Source organism: Pseudomonas sp. JS425, from assembly GCF_018223845.1.
GTDB lineage: Bacteria > Pseudomonadota > Gammaproteobacteria > Pseudomonadales > Pseudomonadaceae > Aquipseudomonas > Aquipseudomonas asiatica.
Genome location: NZ_CP073661.1, coordinates 1317016 through 1335074, shown reverse-complemented (window position 1 = coordinate 1335074; position 18059 = coordinate 1317016). Strand labels below are relative to the sequence as shown.

17 protein-coding genes and 1 pseudogene are annotated in these 18059 nt (G+C 65.8%); 4 read left to right on the top strand and 14 right to left on the bottom strand.

Translation table 11 applies throughout. The features are described 5' to 3' along the window. Positions 1 to 20: 20 nt before the first annotated feature. The 12 genes from KDB76_RS06085 to KDB76_RS06030 all read right to left on the bottom strand — a co-directional run bounded on the left by KDB76_RS06085 (position 21) and on the right by KDB76_RS06030 (position 12057). Positions 21 to 680 carry a general secretion pathway protein GspN gene (locus KDB76_RS06085; RefSeq protein WP_038408790.1) on the bottom strand — a complete coding sequence of 220 codons (660 nt, stop codon included), beginning with the start codon at positions 678 to 680 and terminating at the stop codon, positions 21 to 23. Further along, positions 677 to 1063: a type II secretion system protein GspM gene (gene gspM, locus KDB76_RS06080; protein WP_024086380.1), complete on the bottom strand. Its 387-nt coding sequence runs from the start codon at positions 1061 to 1063 to the stop codon at positions 677 to 679. Before gspM ends, KDB76_RS06085 begins: the two co-directional genes overlap by 4 nt. Next, a complete protein-coding gene (gene gspL, locus KDB76_RS06075) occupies positions 1060 to 2136 on the bottom strand; it encodes a type II secretion system protein GspL (protein WP_013971174.1) in 1077 nt (358 codons plus the stop codon). The genes gspM and gspL overlap by 4 nt, the downstream gene beginning before the upstream one ends. After that, positions 2133 to 2684, bottom strand: a complete 552-nt coding sequence (locus KDB76_RS06070; RefSeq protein ID WP_044039553.1) for a hypothetical protein — start codon at positions 2682 to 2684, stop codon at positions 2133 to 2135. The genes gspL and KDB76_RS06070 overlap by 4 nt, the downstream gene beginning before the upstream one ends. 1631 nt (positions 2685 to 4315) lie before the next feature. After that, on the bottom strand, positions 4316 to 4684 hold the full coding sequence (locus tag KDB76_RS06065) for a type II secretion system protein GspI (protein WP_038408788.1): 369 nt from the start codon (positions 4682 to 4684) through the stop codon (positions 4316 to 4318). Continuing rightward, positions 4681 to 5118 carry a type II secretion system minor pseudopilin GspH gene (gene gspH / locus KDB76_RS06060; protein ID WP_024086378.1) on the bottom strand — a complete coding sequence of 146 codons (438 nt, stop codon included), beginning with the start codon at positions 5116 to 5118 and terminating at the stop codon, positions 4681 to 4683. The genes KDB76_RS06065 and gspH overlap by 4 nt, the downstream gene beginning before the upstream one ends. A 3-nt stretch (positions 5119 to 5121) precedes the next feature. Continuing rightward, positions 5122 to 5556, bottom strand: a complete 435-nt coding sequence (gene gspG, locus KDB76_RS06055; RefSeq protein ID WP_013971171.1) for a type II secretion system major pseudopilin GspG — start codon at positions 5554 to 5556, stop codon at positions 5122 to 5124. A 17-nt stretch (positions 5557 to 5573) separates the two neighbouring features. Continuing rightward, positions 5574 to 6776: a type II secretion system inner membrane protein GspF gene (gene gspF / locus KDB76_RS06050; protein ID WP_024086377.1), complete on the bottom strand. Its 1203-nt coding sequence runs from the start codon at positions 6774 to 6776 to the stop codon at positions 5574 to 5576. 3 nt (positions 6777 to 6779) lie between these two features. Then, the gene (locus KDB76_RS06045) at positions 6780 to 8228 is read right to left on the bottom strand and encodes an ATPase, T2SS/T4P/T4SS family (protein ID WP_013971169.1); all 1449 of its coding nucleotides are present in this window, start codon (positions 8226 to 8228) and stop codon (positions 6780 to 6782) included. Next, entirely contained in the window at positions 8228 to 9991 is a 1764-nt protein-coding gene (gspD, locus tag KDB76_RS06040; protein ID WP_200873965.1) for a type II secretion system secretin GspD, read from the bottom strand. Before gspD ends, KDB76_RS06045 begins: the two co-directional genes overlap by 1 nt. Before the next feature lie 3 nt (positions 9992 to 9994). Further along, on the bottom strand, positions 9995 to 10420 hold the full coding sequence (locus KDB76_RS06035) for a pilus assembly protein PilZ (protein ID WP_024086375.1): 426 nt from the start codon (positions 10418 to 10420) through the stop codon (positions 9995 to 9997). Continuing rightward, positions 10417 to 12057 carry a lipoprotein UxpA gene (locus tag KDB76_RS06030; RefSeq protein ID WP_038408782.1) on the bottom strand — a complete coding sequence of 547 codons (1641 nt, stop codon included), beginning with the start codon at positions 12055 to 12057 and terminating at the stop codon, positions 10417 to 10419. The genes KDB76_RS06035 and KDB76_RS06030 overlap by 4 nt, the downstream gene beginning before the upstream one ends. 223 nt (positions 12058 to 12280) lie before the next feature. Between KDB76_RS06030 and KDB76_RS06025 the strand changes: the two genes are divergently transcribed. Continuing rightward, positions 12281 to 14356 carry a PhoX family phosphatase gene (locus tag KDB76_RS06025; protein WP_013971165.1) on the top strand — a complete coding sequence of 692 codons (2076 nt, stop codon included), beginning with the start codon at positions 12281 to 12283 and terminating at the stop codon, positions 14354 to 14356. Positions 14357 to 15084: 728 nt separating this feature from the next. On the opposite strand, the pseudogene KDB76_RS29680 reads toward KDB76_RS06025, so the two are convergent. Beyond that, a pseudogene (locus KDB76_RS29680) lies at positions 15085 to 15273 on the bottom strand (RHS repeat-associated core domain-containing protein); the annotation flags it as partial. Between the two features lie 260 nt (positions 15274 to 15533). Further along, positions 15534 to 16499, bottom strand: a complete 966-nt coding sequence (gspK, locus tag KDB76_RS06015) for a type II secretion system minor pseudopilin GspK (RefSeq protein WP_024086373.1) — start codon at positions 16497 to 16499, stop codon at positions 15534 to 15536. Between the two features lie 145 nt (positions 16500 to 16644). On the opposite strand from gspK, the gene tatA reads away from it, so the two are divergent. From tatA to tatC, 3 genes are read left to right on the top strand one after another with little or no spacing between them, the layout of a single operon-like run. After that, positions 16645 to 16878, top strand: a complete 234-nt coding sequence (gene tatA, locus KDB76_RS06010) for a twin-arginine translocase TatA/TatE family subunit (protein WP_013971163.1) — start codon at positions 16645 to 16647, stop codon at positions 16876 to 16878. Beyond that, positions 16878 to 17183 carry a Sec-independent protein translocase protein TatB gene (tatB, locus tag KDB76_RS06005; RefSeq protein ID WP_024086372.1) on the top strand — a complete coding sequence of 102 codons (306 nt, stop codon included), beginning with the start codon at positions 16878 to 16880 and terminating at the stop codon, positions 17181 to 17183. The genes tatA and tatB overlap by 1 nt, the downstream gene beginning before the upstream one ends. After that, the gene (gene tatC, locus KDB76_RS06000) at positions 17180 to 17941 is read left to right on the top strand and encodes a twin-arginine translocase subunit TatC (RefSeq protein ID WP_013971161.1); all 762 of its coding nucleotides are present in this window, start codon (positions 17180 to 17182) and stop codon (positions 17939 to 17941) included. The genes tatB and tatC overlap by 4 nt, the downstream gene beginning before the upstream one ends. The last annotated feature ends 118 nt before the right edge of the window (positions 17942 to 18059 follow it).

Below are 18059 nucleotides of genomic sequence, written 5' to 3'. Positions count from 1 at the left end.
TTGCCGGCGATAACACCTGTCTACCAGCGCAAATCCCGCTGCCCTGCCAGCGCCTGCGGTCCAAGCCACTGCACCCCACGCAGCAAAGGCGTCAGCGCCGCCTCCGGCTGCAACTCGACCACCACCTGTGCCCGGCGCGCGGGCAGGTCAGCATCCACTGCCAACTGATGCTGCCCCTGCTGCGCCAACTGCCCGCGCAGGTGCCAGCCGCTGCGGCAGTCCATTTCCAGCCAGCCCTGCCCCAAGCCCAGTGACCAAGGCTCGCTCAGGGCAAGGTCGGTTACCGTCATGCGGCCTTCGCTGGAACGGCATTGCCGCCCTGCCCCCTGCACCCGCAACGTGCCCTGCCACTGGCCGGCCAAACGGTAATCCGTCGCCACCGTCGCCTGGGCCCCCATGGCCGTCGCCTCCAGCCGCCAACGCCATGGCCAGCCTTCGGCGCGCAACTGCCAGGCCTGGCTCTGGAAGCCGAGCTGCGCGTTCGCCTGCATGCGCCAGGGCTGCACCACCCAACGCAATGGCCCGACCGGCCCCAGTTGCTGCGCCTGGCCTTGCCACAGGCTGCCGCTGACCTCACGCGCAGGCAGGCCTATCCCGCGCACCACCCAGCTAGCCGGTAGTTCCACCAGCAATGTCACGGTGAATACCAACAGCACCCACGCCACACTTCTTCGGCTCATGGCCGCACCACCAGGTCGAAGCGCAATCTCTTTTCATGCTGTTCCAGCCCCCACTGCAATGGCTGTACGCCTTCTGCACGCAGGGTCTGCAACCAGCCCTGCAGCACTCGCTCGTCGGCCACCTGCCCACGCAGTTGCCAGGTCTTGCCCTGCGCATCGACCTCGGCCAGTTCGATCTGCCGCGCCTGGGCCGACTGGCGTAGCCGCTCCAGGCTCAACCCCGGGCCGCCTTGAAGGCTGGCCGCCTGTTCGGCCAGCCCGCGCCACTGGCTGAGCTCGCGCCATTGCGCAAGGCCTGCGCGCAGGGACAGGAAGGCCAGCAAAACAGCAATCAGTAGCCAGGCGAACTTCAAACGGTGACGCTGTATCCAGTCCCGGTTCATGAGGCTGCTCCCAGGTCGAACACCACTTGGCCGTCCTGCACCTGGACAGAGGCCCCGGCGGCTGTCGCCATGTCGCTCCATGGCGGCGCACCGCCCTCGCCTTCCAGCCGCAAGTGCCAGCGCTGGCCATCGAAGCGCACCGCTTGCAGGCGCCAGCCGGGGTGGTCACGCAGCCAGGCCTGCAACGCAGCCTGCAGGTCTTCGAGCTGGCGCGTGCGCAGCTGCTGTTGCAATTCACTTTCGCGCAGGCGTTTGAGGGCCTGCGCGGCGTGCCGGGGGCTGGCCTGCTCACCGGTCACGGCGATGACCTGGCTGCGCCAGAGTTGCGCCTGGGCCCACTGCTTGCTCAACCACAGCCCGCCCCAGACGGCAGCCAGTACCAGGCAGGCCGCAAGCAACCGTTGCTGCAGCCGGGACACCACCGGCAGCGAACGCACCTTGCGGGTACGCTCGAACAGGCCGGGCAATGAATCGAGCGGTGCCAGCGTACTGGGCCAGTCGCCGCTCAGCGAAACCTTTTGCAGCTCCGCCCACGGTTGCCGTGGCACCTCGCCCAGTGCATCCGGCCAGGCCAGCCAGTGCTCCTGCCCGCCTTCGGCCAGCCCTTTGTACAAATACATGCCGGGTGTGCGCTGCCATTGCCAGGCATGTCCCGCCTCGGGGGGCGGCAGCAACTGTAGTTCTGCCCAGCAACGTGCCACCTGCAAGCCCCATTCGGCGCACTGCCCGCGCCAGTCGTCCAGTTGCTGACGGGCCACTACCAGTAACCGAAGATGGCCAGGCTCGCGGGCCAGGCAGGCGCATGCCACCTCGTCGACTGCCTGCAGCAAACGGTCTTCGAGCAACAGCGGCCATTCTTCACGCTTGAGCCCGGGCGGTGCCGGCACGCGGAAGTAGCTGCAGGTCTCGGCAGGCAGGATCAACGCCACACGGGCTTGCAGGTTCGCCGGGGGCTCGCCCTGCCCATGGCGTTGCACAAGGCCACCCTCGGCCAGCGCCCAGTGCCAGACAACGCCCGGTCGCAGCAACAGCCACGACTGAGCCGGGCTGCGCCGCCGCCATTCAAACTTCATGAGCGCCCCCACGGGAGGGCGAAGGTGCAGACATAGGGTGCTCCGTCACGCTGCAGTTCCAGACGCACGCCACGGCCGGGGTGCGCAGGTTGGTCGGAAGGCCAGGCCAGCCAGCGGCCTCCCTCGTAATAGAGAACATTCATGGCGCTGACCCGGTCGAGCCGCTCGCGCTGGACCCAGCGTGGGGCGGCGGCGGCATAGAGGTCGGCCGAGCTTTCCAGCAGCAGGCGCTGCTCACGCGCCTCGAAGCGCAGGCGCTGGCGCTGCAGGCGCGAGCCGCCCTCGGCTTCCGGCATGCCGGTGCTGGCGACCCAGAGCAATTGGTTGCTTGCCGGTTGCCAGTCCAGCCGGCGGCTGGCCAAGGGCAGGCGCTGGTCGTAGACCCGGCGCATTACCGGGCTATCAAAGCGACGCTCCAAGGCCAGGCAGAAGTCCAGCACCGAGGTTTCCTGCGTGGTGACCTGCAGGCGTTCGCGAACCTTGAGCCAGCCGTTGACCAGGGCGGCGAGCATGATGCCGAGTACGGCGGTAAGTGCCAGGGCGACCATCAGCTCGATCAGGGTAAGGCCGGCCTGGCGGTGCCTCGTGGGTAGACATCTGCGCGGGGGGTGAAACTGGGTCTCTGTGGGAGCGGGCGCGCCCGCGAACACCGGCGCAGCCGGTGCCATCCACCGCGGTGCCTGCTTCGCGGGTAAACCCGCTCCTACAGGGGCAGGCATCTGCGCGGGGTGGAACTGGGCCTCTGTGGGAGCGGGTTCACCCGCGAACACCGGCGAAGCCGGTGCCATGCACCGCGGTGCCTGCTTCGCGGGTAAACCCGCTTCTACAGGGACCGCACAAGCTTCACGGTCTCTGTAACTCATGGCCGCTTCAGGGGCAGGCATCTGCGCGGGGTGGAACCGGGCCTCTGTGGGAGCGGGTTCACCCGCGAACACCGGCGAAGCCGGTGCCATACACCGCGGTGCCTGCTTCGCGGGCAAACCCGCTCCTACAGGGACCGCGCAAGCTTCACGATCTCTGTAACTCATGGCTGCTCCAGGGGCACGCATCTGCGCGGGGTGGTACCGGGCCTCTGTGGGAGCGGGTTCACCCGCGAACACCGGCGAAGCCGGTGCCATCCACCGCGTTGCCTGCTTCGCGGGTAAACCCGCTCCTACAGGGACCGCACAAGCTTCACGATCTCTGCAACTCACGGCTGCTCCAGGGGCAGGCATCTGCGCGGGGTGGAACTGGGCATCTGTAGGAGCGGGTTCACCCGCGAACACCGGCGAAGCCGGTGCCATGCACCGCGGTGCCTGCTTCGCGGGTAAACCCGCTCCTACAGGGACCGCGCAAGCTTCACGGTCTCTGTAACTCATGGCCGCTCCAGGGGCAGGCATCTGCGCGGGGTGGAACTGGGCATCTGTAGGAGCGGGTTCACCCGCGAACACCGGCGAAGCCGGTGCCATGCACCGCGGTGCCTGCTTCGCGGGTAAACCCGCTCCTACAGGGACCGCACAAGCTTCACGGTCTCTGTAACTCATGGCCGCTCCAGGGGCAGGCATCTGCGCGGGGTGGAACTGGGCATCTGTAGGAGCGGGTTCACCCGCGAACACCGGCGAAGCCGGTGCCATGCACCGCGGTGCCTGCTTCGCGGGTAAACCCGCTCCTACAGGGACCGCACAAGCTTCACGGTCTCCGCAACTCACGGCTGCTCCAGGGGCAGGCATCTGCGCGGGGTGGAACTGGGCATCTGTAGGAGCGGGTTCACCCGCGAACACCGGCGAAGCCGGTGCCATGCACCGCGGTGCCTGCTTCGCGGGTAAACCCGCTCCTACAGGGACCGCACAAGCTTCACGATCTCTGCAACTCACGGCTGCTCCAGGGGCAGGCATCTGCGCGGGGTGGAACTGGGCATCTGTAGGAGCGGGTTCACCCGCGAACACCGGCGAAGCCGGTGCCATGCACCGCGGTGCCTGCTTCGCGGGTAAACCCGCTCCTACAGGGACCGCACAAGCTTCACGGTCTCTGTAACTCATGGCCGCTCCAGGGGCAGGCATCTGCGCGGGGTGGTACCGGGCCTCTGTGGGAGCGGGTTCACCCGCGAACACCGGCGAAGCCGGTGCCATCCACCGCGTTGCCTGCTTCGCGGGTAAACCCGCTCCTACAGGGACCGCACAAGCTTCACGGTTTCTGTAACTCATGGCCGCTCCAGGAACACGGTGTACTGGCCTAGCGGCAGGCGCTGGTCGCGGTCGGCGAACAACAGCAGCTCGCCACGACGCAGGTCGCATACGCCGGTGCGGCGCAGTTGCAGTTGCCAGTGGCAGCGCTGGCCGCCTTGGCTCAGTTCACCGCCAACCTGGTTTTCCGCCGGCCAGTACTGCTCGACGGCAAAGCGGGTTTGCAGTTCTCGCGCGCATAGCAGGCCAAGGCGGTGTTGCTGCAGGTTGTCCTGCACCGCCAGGCGCTGGCGCAAAACCTGGCTGGTGATCACCGCCAGCACCGCGGCAATCGCCAGGGCCACGGTCACCTCCAGCAGGGTGAAGCCACGCTGATGTCGCTTCATGGGGCGACCACCACCTGCAAGCGGCCATCGCGGCTCCAGGCCCACTGCTGGCTGCCATCGGCCCAACGCCAGCACACCTTGCCTGGTTGCGCCCAGCCATGCGGAGTGAACAACAGGCGCGGCTGCGGGCTGGCCGGCCAGTCCGGGCGCAGCCCCTTGGGCCAGTCACCAAGGGCGACTGCCTCGACCACCCAGCCATTACCCTCGCGCCGGACGAACTCCGGACGCTGGCCATTCCAGCGCAGCCCGCGCAGCTGCCCGGCATGCCGGGCCAGCGCAGCCTGCGACCGGGCCTCGCTCGCCAGCCGTTGCAGCGCCTGGTCGACACTGGCCTGGCTGTTGCCGAACCCGGCCACCACCAATCCGGTCATCAGCCCGGCGATGGCCAGCACCACCAGCAATTCGATCAGGCTGAAGCCCCGCTGACGACGCACCCGTTACAGTTCCCAGTTACCCAGGTCGGCATCCTGGCCTTCGCCGCCCGGCAGCCCGTCGGCACCCAGCGAGTACACGTCGACCCGGCCATGTTCGCCGGGCATGCGGTACTGGTAAGGGGTGCCCCACGGGTCTTCCGGCAGGCGGCGCACGTAGCCGTCGCTGCGCCAGGCCCGTGGCAGCGGCTCCTGGGCCGGCTTTTTCACCAGCGCGGCCAGGCCCTGCTCGCTACTGGGGAAGCGCAGGTTGTCCAGGCGGTACATGTCCAGCGCTTGCTCCAGGGTGGCCAGGTCGGCCATCACCTTCTGCTTCATGGCCTTGTCCTGGTTGCCCAGCACGCTGGGCGCGACCACGGCGATGAGCAGGCCGATGATGAAAATCACCACCATGATTTCCATGAGGGTGAAACCGCGCTGGCGGTTACGTCGATGCTGCATGGCAGTACTCCTTGTCGTCACAGTTGCAGGCCCTGGTTGAGTTGCATGATCGGCAACAGCACCGCCAGCACGATGAACAGCACCACGGCGCCCATCACCAGGATCATCAGGGGTTCGAACAGCGCCATGGCGGTATCGACCTGGCGGGCGAAGCCGCGCTCCTGGTCATCGGCCACGCGCTCGAGCATGTCGGCCAGGGTGCCGCTGGCCTCGCCGCTGCCGACCATGTTCACCAGCAACGGCGGGAACTGCTGGCTGGCATCCAGCGCGCGATGCAGGCTGGTGCCGCCCTGAACTTGCTGGCGCACCTGCTCCATGGCCAGGCGGATACGGCGGTTGCCGACGGTTTCGGTGGCCACTTGCAGGGCTTCGAGCAGGGCCACGCCACTGCCGCTGAGGATTGCCAGGCTGCGTGCCAGGCGCGCGCTTTCCAGCACCTGCAGCAGGTTGCCTATATGTGGCAGGCGTAGCAGCAGCTGGTCACGGCGCAGGCACCAGTGCGGCTTGCGCAGCAACCAGCCGCCGAGCGCTCCAAGCAACAGGGCCAGCGCCAAAAGCCAGGGCCCGGCCTGCACCAACCCTTGGCTCAGGCCGATCAGTAACGAGGTAATGAGCGGCAGGCTTTGCCCGGCATGGGCGAACTGTTCGGTGAGCTTGGGTACGACGAAGGTCATCAGGCCTACCACCACGGCAAGCGACACCCCCATCAACACGGCGGGGTAAATCAGCGCGGTACGTGCCTTGTGCTGCTGTCGTTGAACCTGCTCCAGATGGTCGGCGAGGCGGGTCAGCACCTGGGCCAGGCGGCCGGACCGCTCGCCGGCCTCGACCAGCGCGCAGTACAGGCCGGTAAACGGTGCCCCCTGACGTGCCAGGCTGCGAGCCAGGCCCAGGCCTTCGGCCAACGAGCCGCACAAGGCCACCAGCACACTGTGCAGGGCGGGCTGGCGCAGTTGCCGTTCCAGGGTAGCCAGGGCGTCGACCAGAGGGATACCGGCACCGGTCAGGGTGGCCAGCTGACGAGTCAGTTCGCACAGCTGGGCGCGGCTCAGGCGCTGGCGCCGGGGTTGCCGGGTGCCGGCTTCGTGACGCTGCAAGCGGCGGGCGAACAGGCCCTGCTCACGCAACAACTGGCGGGCATGACGTTCGCTGTCGGCCTGCAAGCTGGCCTTGTGGGTCTTGCCGGCGAGGTCGACGGCCTGGTAGCGATAGGTCGGCATGGCTCAGCCCTGCACCACGCGCAGTACTTCGGCCAGGCTGGTCTCGCCACGGGCCAGGCAGTCACTGGCCATCGCCACCAGACTCTGCCGGCGCTCGGCCAGGTAGTCCTGCATGGCCAGCTCACTGGCGCCGTCGTACAACAGGCCGATCAGCCCGGCATCCAGCTCGATGAATTCATACAGGCCCAGGCGCCCGACATACCCGCTGCCCTGGCACTGCTCGCAGCCCACCGCATGGTAGCTGCTGCCCAGCGCTGCCAGCTCGGGCCACAGGTCGCGTTCCGCCGGCTGCAGCGGGTGCGCCACGGCGCAACTGCACAGGCGCCGCACCAAACGCTGGGCCAGTACGCCGCGCAGGCACGAGGCAATCAGGAACGGTTCGATGCCCATGTCGCGCAGGCGGGTCACCGCGCCCACCGCACTGTTGGTGTGCAGCGTGGACAACACCAGGTGGCCGGTGAGGCTGGCCTGCACGGCGATCTGCGCGGTCTCCTGGTCACGGATTTCGCCGAGCATGATCACGTCCGGGTCCTGACGCAGGATGGCGCGCAGGCCGCTGGCAAAGGTCAGCCCGGCACGCGGGTTGATGGCAGTCTGGCCGATGCCGGCGATAGCGTATTCCACCGGGTCCTCGACAGTGAGGATATTGCGGCTGCCGTCGTTGAGGCTGTTGAGGCTGGCATACAGGGTCGTGGTCTTGCCCGAACCGGTCGGCCCCGTGGACAGCACTATGCCGTTGGGCCGCGCCAGGCAACTGCGCAGGCCTTGCAACACCGCCGCCGGCATGCCCAGGTTGCCCAGCGCCAGCAGGCTGGCCTGCTTGTCGAGCACGCGCATCACCACCCGTTCGCCGTGGATGCCGGGCAGTGTCGAGACCCGCACATCCACTTCGCGCCCCGCCGCACGCAGGGTGATACGGCCATCCTGGGGCTGGCGCTTTTCGGCGATGTCCAGACGGGCCATGACCTTGATCCGCGACACCAGCATGGCCGACAGCGCACGCGGTGGGCGCAACACTTCGCGCAGGTGGCCATCGACCCGCAGGCGCACCACGAGGCTCTGCTCGAAGGTTTCTATATGAATGTCCGAAGCGCGCAGGCGCAGGGCCTGGCCGAACAGGCCGTTGATCAGGCGGATCACCGGGGCTTCATCGTCGCTTTCCAGCAGGTCCTCGATGCGCGGCATTTCGCTCATCAGGCTGTCCAGGTCGACCTGGTCGCCGATGCCCTCGATCAGCGCCTCGGTGGCAGCATCGCCGGCCTGGTACAGCTGGCCGAGGCGTTCGTCGAACAGTGCAGGCTCCAGGTATTCGAGCAGGCTTGGCTGGCCGTGCACGCGCAGCAGCTCCTGCAATTGGGCGCTGTCGGCGTCGTGCCGCAACCATAGCTGCCAGCCCTCCTCCGCAGGGGCCATGGCCACCCCGCTCTGCCGTGCCTGGCGATAGGGCAGCATCACCAGTCACCGCCTTCCAGCCGTGCGCGGCTGGAGGGGAACACCTGCAACAGCGGCGTAGCGTTTTGCGCATCCGCCAGGTCGGGTAACTGCAGCGGCGTGGTCTGCTGCAAGGTGCGGTACTTGTCTTCGCTGAGCCCGGCCAGGCTCGGCCCGTCACGCAGGATGCGCGGGCGGATGAACACCATCAGGTTCTGCTTGGTGTTCTTCGTGGCGTCGGAGCGGAACAGCCGGCCCAGGTAAGGGATATCGCCAAGCAGCGGCACACGCTGGTCGCTGGTGCTCAGTTCGTCGCTGATCAGGCCGCCGAGGATCACCAGGCCGTTGTCCTCGACCATGACCTTGGTCTTGATCTCGCGCTTGTTGGTGATCACGTCGCTGGCAGCCGTGATGTCGGCAATCGACGACACTTCCTGGACGATGTCCAGGCGCACGCTGTTGTCGACGTTGATCTGCGGCTTGATGCGCAGCTTCACCCCGACTTCCTTGCGCTCGATGGTCTGGTACGGGTTGGCGTTGTTCTGCGTCACCGATCCGGTGACGAAGGGCACTTCCTGGCCGACCAGGATCGACGCCTCGGCGTTGTCCAGGGTCAGCAGGGTGGGCGTGGACAGCAGGTTGAAGCCGCTCTTGCCCTTCAGCGCGTTGACCAGCATGGCGAAATTGAAACCGCCGCCGAAATGGCCGATACCCGCCATGGCGCCGGTGGTGCTGGACAGCAAATCGCCAAGGGCCTCGTTGTCGCCACTGGCAGCGGCCCCGGCGATGCTGGCGATGTTCACTCCGTTACTGCCGAAACTGACGATGCCGGCACCGAACTTCTCGTCGGCGAACAGCCACTGCACGCCCAGCTCCTGGGCGCTGCTGTCGGACACCTCGGCGATGATCGCTTCCACCACTACCTGGGCACGGCGGATGTCCAGCTGCTGGACGATGGCGCGGTAAGCAGCCAGCTCGCTGTCGGGGCCGACCATGACCACGGCGTTGGTGCCTTCTTCGTATTCCAGGCGGATGCCCGAGCCTCCGGCGACAGGCACTACGGGCCTTTCCTTGCCCTCTGCTTCGCCAGCACCTTCAGAGGGCGCCATGCCTTCCTGGCTGAGCCCGCGCAACACCTTGACCACTTCACCAGCATTGGCATGGCGCAAGTAGATGACCTGGGTACTGCCACTGCCTGGTGCGTCCTGGGGGCGGTCGAGCTGGCGCAGCAAGCTGGCGATACGTTCCAGGTTGCTGCGCCAGTCGGTAACTACCAACTGGTGCGCTGCCGGATAAGGTGTGATCACACCGACCCGTGGGTCGATCAGGGGCTTGAGAATGCCCAGCACCTGCTCGCTGGCGGCGTTGCGCACATTGAATACCCGCGTAGCCACACTGTCGCTGCCTTCCCCCTGCTGCCCTCCCGCCTCCACCGGCACAGGCTCCAGGCGGGCGGCCTGGTCGGGAACGATCTTCACGCTGCCGTTGGGCAGGTCGACAGTGGCGTAGCCCTGGGCGCGCAGCTGGGCCAGAAAGATGTCGTAGATGGCATCGGCGTCGTGCAGGTCGACGGTGCGCACGGTGACCTTGCCCTTGACCCGGGGGTCGACGATGAAGGTGGTGCCGGTGATGCGCGACACGCTGTCGATGAACTCGCCCAGTTCGGTGTCGACGAAGTTCACCTCGTACATCGGCGTACCGTTGTCGTCGAACACCGGCTCTTCAGCACAGGCCATGGACAGGGCCAGGCTCAGCGCGGCCGCCACGCAATATCTAACAGGCATCGTTCATCCTTGCCGCTTGAAGCCGGTCACGGCGGGGCGTGGCGGCCAGGACAGGCGTTCACGCCGCCCCTGGTTGTTGAAAATCAGGCCATCGCTGTCGATGTCCTGCAGCACGATCCCTGGCGCCAGGCGCTGGCCGCGGGCCAAGGTGCGCACCTGCTCGCCATAGCGCAGCACCACCACGCTGGAGGCCAGCGGCTGGGCCTTGAGGCCACCCAGGTATTGCAACGGCAGGCGGGTGATGGCGATGGCACCGTCGTCGACGGGTACCTGCCAATGGCCGACCATCAAGCCAGGCAACGGTTTGTCGGCCACGGCAGGCGCAGTGGCCGGTTGCGGCTGGCGGCCCAGTTGCAGCACGCACTGGGCGGCCAGCCAGCCGGCCAGGGTCAGGCCAGCGCCAGTCAGCAGGCGCGAGGCGAGCATCACGAGGCCAGTTGCCTTGGGTGCCAGCCCGGGTGCCCCTGCACGTAACGCACTTCGGGCAGTTGCAGCGGCGCCAGTTGCCAGTCGGTCGGCTGGCGGGCGAGCCAGGCTTCGACCCGTTGCCACAGCGGCTCGCCGGCCTGGGTTTCGAATTGCAGGCCAAAGGTGCGGCACAGGCCCTGCACCGGTTCCAGGCCACTGATGCGCTTGCCTTGCGGGCTGTAGCTGACACGCCAGGCCTGGCCCTGCCAGCGCGGCAGGTCCTGGCTGTTGTCCAGCAGCAGCGGGTCGCCGAACAGTTGCTCCGCGGCGTTTTCCAGCACTTGTTCGACCTGCCGGGCCGGCGCTTCGACCACCGGTGCCGGGTAGCCACCGGTGAGGCTGATCAGGTGTTCGCGGGTAATGGCCGCCCCGGCGGGCAGCGGGTAGTCATAGCGCAGGCCCGGCAGCAGCACCGACATGCTGCTGTCATCGGCCAGGGCCTGATGCAGCAGACGGTCCCAGCTGCCGCCTCGGGTGTCGCGGCGCCACAGCGCCTGGGGCGCGCGGGCCAGCGGTTGATCGAGCCAGGCCGCGTGGCCGGCGCGCTGCTGGCGCAGTTCTGCCTGCAATGCCCCGATACGCTGCTGCGCGGCGGGTACCAGCTGGTGCTCAAAGGCCGGGTAGAAACGCCCATCGAACTGCCACAACCCCGCCACGCGCTGGCAGCGCAGGCGGAAGGCGCCGCTGCCCCGGCACCCAGCGAACAGCACCGGCACGCGGCGGCCGCTGGCCTGGCTAACCTCGACCGGCGCCGGCCACAGGTCCTGGCCGCGGGCGCACAGCAGCACGTCGATCTGCGGCACCCGCTCGGCCAGCCACAGGCCCGGCCCGGTACCGACATCGGCCATGGCTACCACCAGGTCAGCATCGCGCCGCGCCTGTTCGAACACCGGCTGCAATGATTGGTACCACTGTTTAAGAGAGGCTTTCTGGTCCTGGGCGTAGGGGTCGGTCACGCCGACCACAGCAATACGTGCACCGCCACGTTCGAAGATGTGCAAGGCTTCCAGGCCCAAAGCCCGGCGTTGCGTGTCTGCCAGCCCGGCGCCCAGGGTAACGGTGCCAGCCTGGCGATACAGCGCCGGGCTGCGCTGTGGCCACAGCACGCGCTCGTCGCTGCTGACCCGCGCTTCGCTGCCCAGCAGTTGGCTGCCCTGCAGGCCGCTTTCGCCCTGGGTCAAGTAGGCCAGGCCACTGCCATTCCAGCCCTGGCCGTTTTCCAGGGTCAGGCTGTTGCCCGCCCCAGCCTCGCCGCGCAGTTGCTCGAGCAACGCCGCCAGCACCGCATAGCCGCCCAGCTGGGCAGATGCAGCCTGGCTGGCATCGAGCAGTGGCGCCAGTTGCGGGTAGGCGATACTGGCACTGCTGCCGGTCATCCATGGTGCGCGGCCCAGATGGCTGACCGGCCCCAGGCGGGTGGCCGGCACCACGGCCTGGCCAGCTTGGCGGGCATCGAGGGTATCGGCCACGTACAGCAGGTCGAGGCTGGCGTTGCCGCCCTGCTGCCCAGGGAAGGCGGAGCAGGCGCCGAGCAACGGTGCCAAGGCACCGATACCCATCCAGCCGATCACTTCGCGCCTGTGCACACTGCTTGCCATCGAACCCGCCATCCTTATCCATGTTCACTCAGGGCACCGGATGTTGCGGCGTCGGCATTACAGTTTGATGGCAGAAATCCGACAGCCATTCCAAAGTGATCTGTAGAGCACGCTTCTAAGAGCGAGTTGTTTTAAAACCCCTTTAACATTTCTGCCAATGAATCATCATATTTGCGCACTAAAGTCGCGGTTCCTCCAACTCAGCCAACATAAGGACACCCTGATGAGTCGAGATACCGGCGACAACCTGGACCGGAACCAAAGCGGCAACCTGCCGATGGCCAGCGTCATGGACGCCTACCTGAGCCGCCGCAGCGTGATGCGTGGCAGCCTGGGCGCCGCCATCGCCATGATTGCCGGTACCGGCCTGACAGGCTGCTTCGACGGTGGGGGTTCCGACCACGATGACCCGGTCACCGAACCGCCAGTGACCGAGCCCCCCGTGACTGAGCCGGAAGTGCCGAAACTGGCCCTGGGCTTCCAGTCCATTCCGGGCTCGCGCACCGACGCCTGTGTGGTAGCCGCCGGCTACAGCGCCTACGTGCTGGCACCCTGGGGCACGCCGATCAACAGCAATGGCAACCCGTGGAAATCCGACGGCAGCAACACCTCGACCGACCAGGCCAACGCCATGGGCATGCACCATGATGGCATGCACTTCTTCCCCATCAACGGCAGCTCCGAAGACGGCCTGCTGGCGATCAACTTCGAGTACATCGACACCGCCGCCCTGCACCCGGCCGGCCCGACCACCGATGTGAACGGCAAGCGCCCGGTCGAGGAAGTGCGCAAGGAAATCAACGCCCACGGCGCCGGCGTGGTGCGCCTGCAGAAAATCGGCGGCCGCTGGCAGGTGGTCGACAACGACCCGCTCAACCGCCGTTTCACTACCGCCTCGCGCATGGAAATAACCGGCCCCCTGCGCGGCACCGATCACGTGAAGACCAAGTATTCGCCGGACGGCACCCACTGCCGCGGCACCAACAACAACTGCGGCAACGGCTACACCCCCTGGGGTACCTACCTGACCTGTGAAGAGAACTGGCCAGGCATCTTCGTCAACAAAGGTACCCGCCCTGAAGACCAGCGCCGCATTGGCGTGGGTACCTCCAGCGGCCAGTACAAGTGGGAAACCGCAGCCGGTGACAGCAGCGAAGTGGCAGATGAGTTCGCCCGTTTCGACGTCACCGTAAAAGGCGCCAGCGCTACCGACGACTACCGCAACGAAGCCAGCACCTACGGCTACATCGTCGAGATCGATCCGTACAACAGCGCCACACTGGCCACCAAGCGCACCGCGCTGGGCCGTTTCCGCCACGAAGGCTGCGCCCCGGGCCTGCCCGTCGCTGGCAAGCCGCTGGTTTGGTACATGGGTGACGACTCGAACAACGAGTACCTGTACAAGTGGGTTTCCACCGCGGTGTGGGACGCCGCCGACGCCAACCCGGCCGACCGCCTGGCCACCGGCGCCAAGTACCTTGACCAGGGCAAGCTGTACGTGGCCCGCTTCAATGCCGACGGCACTGGCGTTTGGCTGCTGCTGGACGTAGGCACTGCGACCACTGGCGGCAGCACCTTGGGTGCGCTGTATGGCGACCTGCCGGGCATCATCCTCAACACCCGTGGTGCTGGCGATGCGGTGGGCGCAACGCCGATGGACCGCCCGGAATGGACCACGGTCAACCCGCTGAACGGCGACGTGTACCTGACCCTGACCAACAACAGCGCGCGCACCCCGGAAAAGGTCGATGCAGCCAACCCGCGCGGCCCGAACCGTCACGGCCACATCATCCGCTGGCACGACAGCGACGACCAGCTGAGCTTCACCTGGGACATCTTCGTGTTCGGCGCCAACGCTGCGGGCACCGCCGACATCAACCGCTCCGGCCTGACCGAACTGAACCAGTTCGCCAGCCCGGACGGCATGAGCTTCGATAGCCGTGGCGTGTTGTGGTTCGAGACCGACAACGGCGAGAGCACCGTGACCGACTACACCAACGACCAGCTGCTGGCAGTGATCCCCACCAATCTGGTGGATGCCAGCGGCAAGCAGGTGCCGGTGAACGCGCAGAACCAGGTGGACCTGCGCCGCTTCTTCGTCGGACCGAATGGCTGCGAAGTGACCGGGATTACCTTTACGCCGGACAACAAGACGCTGTTCGTCAACATCCAGCACCCGGATAACTGGCCGTATACCGACAAGGCCACCGATGCCACCCCGGCAGGTGCCACGGTAAGGCCGCGGGCTGCGACCGTGGTGATCCAGCGTATCGATGGCGGGGAGATCGGCACCGCCTGATCGATCTGCGCACGGGGGCCGCTTTGCGGCCCTATCGCGACACAAGGCCGCTCCTACAAGGGATCGCATTCCCCTGTAGGAGCGGCCTTGTGTCGCGATGGGCTGCAAAGCAGCCCCGGCTACCCTACCAGGCTATTGGATTTGAGCCACGCACCCGCACTTGCTGCGCGGTACCCGTGGAACTGCCCAATCACCGGCAAACCATTTCCTCAGAAGTGAAACCAACTGAGTGCGTCAACACCAAGTCGACTACGGATTTGGTCTGCGCGCTCTCTGATATTGGACATGGTTCGCTCATAATCTAAACGTAGTTCGGTGCCTTCTGCCACATATGAAATATTCTGACTAAAGACTTGTTCGTGCCGATTAATGTCAATAAGTTGCTGATACAGAGACTCTGCCTGATCGAGGTCAAGTAGCTGTGGTCCCGCAGTTTCATGGCGGGGCGGAGTTCGAACCCCGTTGGCCGATGGCAGCTGTTGATCTGTACTACCTGCTGGTGCACGACGGTTAGCCAGATACTCTGTACCCCGCTGAGCCATAGGGTTTCTCAGTGTTTGCGTAACAGCTTGTGTGGGCATATCGGCTTGTGTTTGTTGCCGCTGTAGTCTGGCACGTAGTGCCTCCACACGCTGTGCTGCAGTCTGCCGCTGAGCGTGTTGGGCCCCTGCCCTTCGCGGTTGCTTCAATAGCTTTTGCGGTACTTTACGCAGACCGCTTAGATCCGCGTGACCACTTGGATCCGACCCCATGACTGGATTTCCTGAGCAATAGCTATAAGCATTTCGTCCGCCTGCACCAAAAGGGCTCCAGCCATCAGGTGAAAGAAATCGCCTCAGGGCTGGGCTGTAAGCCCGATAACCATTGCCTAGCAGGTAGGTGCCGGAACGGCAGTCTTCTCGCTCACCATTGTAGCCAAGCATGAATGCCGAGCTACCTTGGTTTTGGTGGTGCCCGTAAGGGCAATAGGCACGCAGAGCTACTGACACAAAGTTTGGCCTCGCAAGACGGCGAGCTGAAAGTTTTGGTCTTTCCGAGGCCAGGCGCAACTAGCAAGATTATCAGTACACGCGGCTGGTTTCAGCTCACGATCACAGGTCCTGAATACCGTGCAATTCCCGTATGTGGCTGGCTTGCCGGCGATTGGGCTGCAGAGCAGCCCCGGCTATTTCAAGCCTTACCAGGCTATCGGCTCGCGGCTACGCACCCGCACTTGCTGCGCCGGTAGCCGGGCATGCCATTGCACCACCCCCAATGCCTCCACCTGGAACTCGCTGCGTATCACCCGCCCCTCCTCCGCGAACGACAGTTGCAACAGGAAATACCCGCTGTTCAGCAGCAGCCCTTCGCTCAAGCGTTCGAAAGTTTCGTCATCCACCGCCCCCAGGGCCTGGCGTAGCGCAGTTGCATCCACATATCCCGACGCCGGCCGTCCGCTGATGATGCGGCTGAGCAACGAGCGCGGATAACGCCCTTCATACAGCGCCTCCAGCAACGGCAGATGCTCCAACCCCAGGGCATTGGCATTCAGCCGCCAGCCGGTGGTCTGCGGCAAGGCGCACAGCATCGGGTAACGGCCCTGGCGGCTGGCGTCCGGCTCCAGTAGCAGATTCAGCTCGCTGGTATCGAGCATCGGCTGGTTGGCAGCCAGGCGCGGTGGTTGCTGGCGCAGGTACTGGGCGCTCTCGGCGCCCTGCAGGCGGGCATCGCTGTCGGCATCCAGCCAGTCGGCCAGGGCATCGACCAGGCGCTCGGCAGCCATGTCGTCGCCCAGCAGGTAACGCAACTGGCGCGCAGCACGCTCGCCGTCAGCGCCAAGCAGCGCATTGACGTTGAAACAGCTGTGCTGGTCGCGCACCCGCAACTGCGCCTGGCCGGCGCCAAAATCGTAGTTCAACGGCTGCCCGCGCAAGGCCTGCCAGAACAGCGGGCTAAGCCGCCAGCTGGGGTCACGCAGGGCCTGCTCGGCATAGGCCAGGCCGGCCTGCTCCATCGCGCGCGCCTGCACCCGCTGGTGCAACAGGCGCACATCATCGACCTGGCGTCGGCCATCTTCCACCAGCCAGGCCATGCCCGCCGCCAGCATCGCCAGCACAACCATCACCATCAACAGGGCCACGCCCTGCTGTTGCCTGCCACCCATCCTTGCCTGCCTCTGTCGCCGAATAAAGACGCCAGTCAACACGCCCGGTGTTGCAGGTAGATGGCAGTGACCGTTCGTCATGTGTACGTCATCTGCGCGCGGCAGGATTGTCTTTCCTTTTCATGACCTTAGAGGAGTGGTCGCAATGGGTGGCATTGGAATCTGGCAACTGGTGATCGTACTGCTGATCGTATTCCTGCTGTTTGGTACCAAGCGCCTCAAGGGCCTGGGTAGCGATGTGGGCGAGGCGATCCAGGGTTTTCGCAAGTCCATGGGCGGTGACACCGACGCCACTCCCCCAGCGCATACGCAGGTGCAGCAACAGTGCCCGCTGACAGGTCAGGGTACGCAGCAACCGCAAGCGGATCGTCAGCCCTGATGTTCGAGGTAGGCTTCAGCGAGTTGCTGCTGGTCGGCATCGTCGCGCTGTTGGTTTTAGGCCCGGAGCGCCTACCGGTGGCGGCACGCACCCTCGGGCGCGGCCTGGGCCAGGCGCGCAGGGCCATGCACGCCCTGCGCAGGCAGGTGGAGCGGGAGATCGAACTGCCCGCTGTCGAGCTACCCAATCTCGACAGTACGCCTTTGCAGCGCCTGGAACAGGAGATCCGCCAAGGCATCAGCCTGAAAGCGGAGCCGGCCAATGATGCGGCCACGGTCGCGCCCCCCAAGGAAAACCTTTCATGAGCATTGCCATGGATCCGGTGGCGAGCATGCCGCTGACCGAACACCTGCGCGACCTGCGCAAACGCCTGGTGCGTTGCCTGGCGCTGGTGGCGCTGGTGTTCGCCGGCCTGTTCCCCTTCGCCCAGACGTTGTACACGCTGATCTCCGAACCGCTGCGGCGCTTCTTGCCGGAAGGTGCGAGCATGATCGCCACCAGCGTCACTTCGCCGTTCCTGACGCCGTTCAAGCTGACTGCGATGTGCGCAGTGTTTATCGCCATGCCACTACTGCTGCACCAGGCCTGGGGCTTTCTGGCGCCGGGGCTGTACCGCCGTGAACGGCGCATTGCCCTGCCGTTGCTGGTATCGAGCATCGTGCTGTTCTACGCCGGCATGGCCTTCGCCTTTTTCCTGGTGTTCCCGATGATGTTCGGCTTCTTTGCCAGCGTGACACCGGAGGGGGTGGCGATGATGACCGATATCAGCCAGTACCTGGACTTCATCCTTGCGCTGTTTCTGGCGTTCGGGCTGGCGTTCGAGATCCCGGTAGCGACGTTTATCGTGGTCTGGGTGGGGTTGGCCGATGTGGCTACATTGCGGCGCAGCAGGCCCTACGTGATCGTCGGCTGCTTCGTGGTGGGGATGATCCTGACGCCGCCGGATGTGTTTTCACAGACGATGCTGGCGGTGCCGATGTGGGTGCTGTTCGAGGTGGGGTTGCTGGCTTGTGGGTGGTTGAAGCGGCCTGGGCAGGGCAAGGAGATTGTGGCTGGATTGTAGGGCCCTATCGCCGGCAAGCCAGCTTGTATGGTTAGACTTGAAGGGAGGAGGAGGGACAAAGCCAGCTTCTGACTGTTAGCGCAGTACAGACCGTGGGAGATCTCGCCCCTCCTCCCTT

Excerpts from the sequence above, each read along its gene's own strand:
- KDB76_RS06085 (WP_038408790.1), bottom strand. The coding sequence starts at position 680 with ATGAGCCGAAGAAGTGTGGCGTGGGTGCTGTTGGTATTCACCGTGACA.
- gspM (WP_024086380.1), bottom strand. The coding sequence starts at position 1,063 with ATGAACCGGGACTGGATACAGCGTCACCGTTTGAAGTTCGCCTGGCTA.
- gspL (WP_013971174.1), bottom strand. The coding sequence starts at position 2,136 with ATGAAGTTTGAATGGCGGCGGCGCAGCCCGGCTCAGTCGTGGCTGTTG.
- KDB76_RS06070 (WP_044039553.1), bottom strand. The coding sequence starts at position 2,684 with ATGGTCGCCCTGGCACTTACCGCCGTACTCGGCATCATGCTCGCCGCC.
- KDB76_RS06065 (WP_038408788.1), bottom strand. The coding sequence starts at position 4,684 with ATGAAGCGACATCAGCGTGGCTTCACCCTGCTGGAGGTGACCGTGGCC.
- gspG (WP_013971171.1), bottom strand. The coding sequence starts at position 5,556 with ATGCAGCATCGACGTAACCGCCAGCGCGGTTTCACCCTCATGGAAATC.
- gspF (WP_024086377.1), bottom strand. The coding sequence starts at position 6,776 with ATGCCGACCTATCGCTACCAGGCCGTCGACCTCGCCGGCAAGACCCAC.
- KDB76_RS06045 (WP_013971169.1), bottom strand. The coding sequence starts at position 8,228 with ATGCTGCCCTATCGCCAGGCACGGCAGAGCGGGGTGGCCATGGCCCCT.
- gspD (WP_200873965.1), bottom strand. The coding sequence starts at position 9,991 with ATGCCTGTTAGATATTGCGTGGCGGCCGCGCTGAGCCTGGCCCTGTCC.
- KDB76_RS06030 (WP_038408782.1), bottom strand. The coding sequence starts at position 12,057 with ATGGCAAGCAGTGTGCACAGGCGCGAAGTGATCGGCTGGATGGGTATC.
- KDB76_RS06025 (WP_013971165.1), top strand. The coding sequence starts at position 12,281 with ATGAGTCGAGATACCGGCGACAACCTGGACCGGAACCAAAGCGGCAAC.
- gspK (WP_024086373.1), bottom strand. The coding sequence starts at position 16,499 with ATGGGTGGCAGGCAACAGCAGGGCGTGGCCCTGTTGATGGTGATGGTT.
- tatA (WP_013971163.1), top strand. The coding sequence starts at position 16,645 with ATGGGTGGCATTGGAATCTGGCAACTGGTGATCGTACTGCTGATCGTA.
- tatB (WP_024086372.1), top strand. The coding sequence starts at position 16,878 with ATGTTCGAGGTAGGCTTCAGCGAGTTGCTGCTGGTCGGCATCGTCGCG.
- tatC (WP_013971161.1), top strand. The coding sequence starts at position 17,180 with ATGAGCATTGCCATGGATCCGGTGGCGAGCATGCCGCTGACCGAACAC.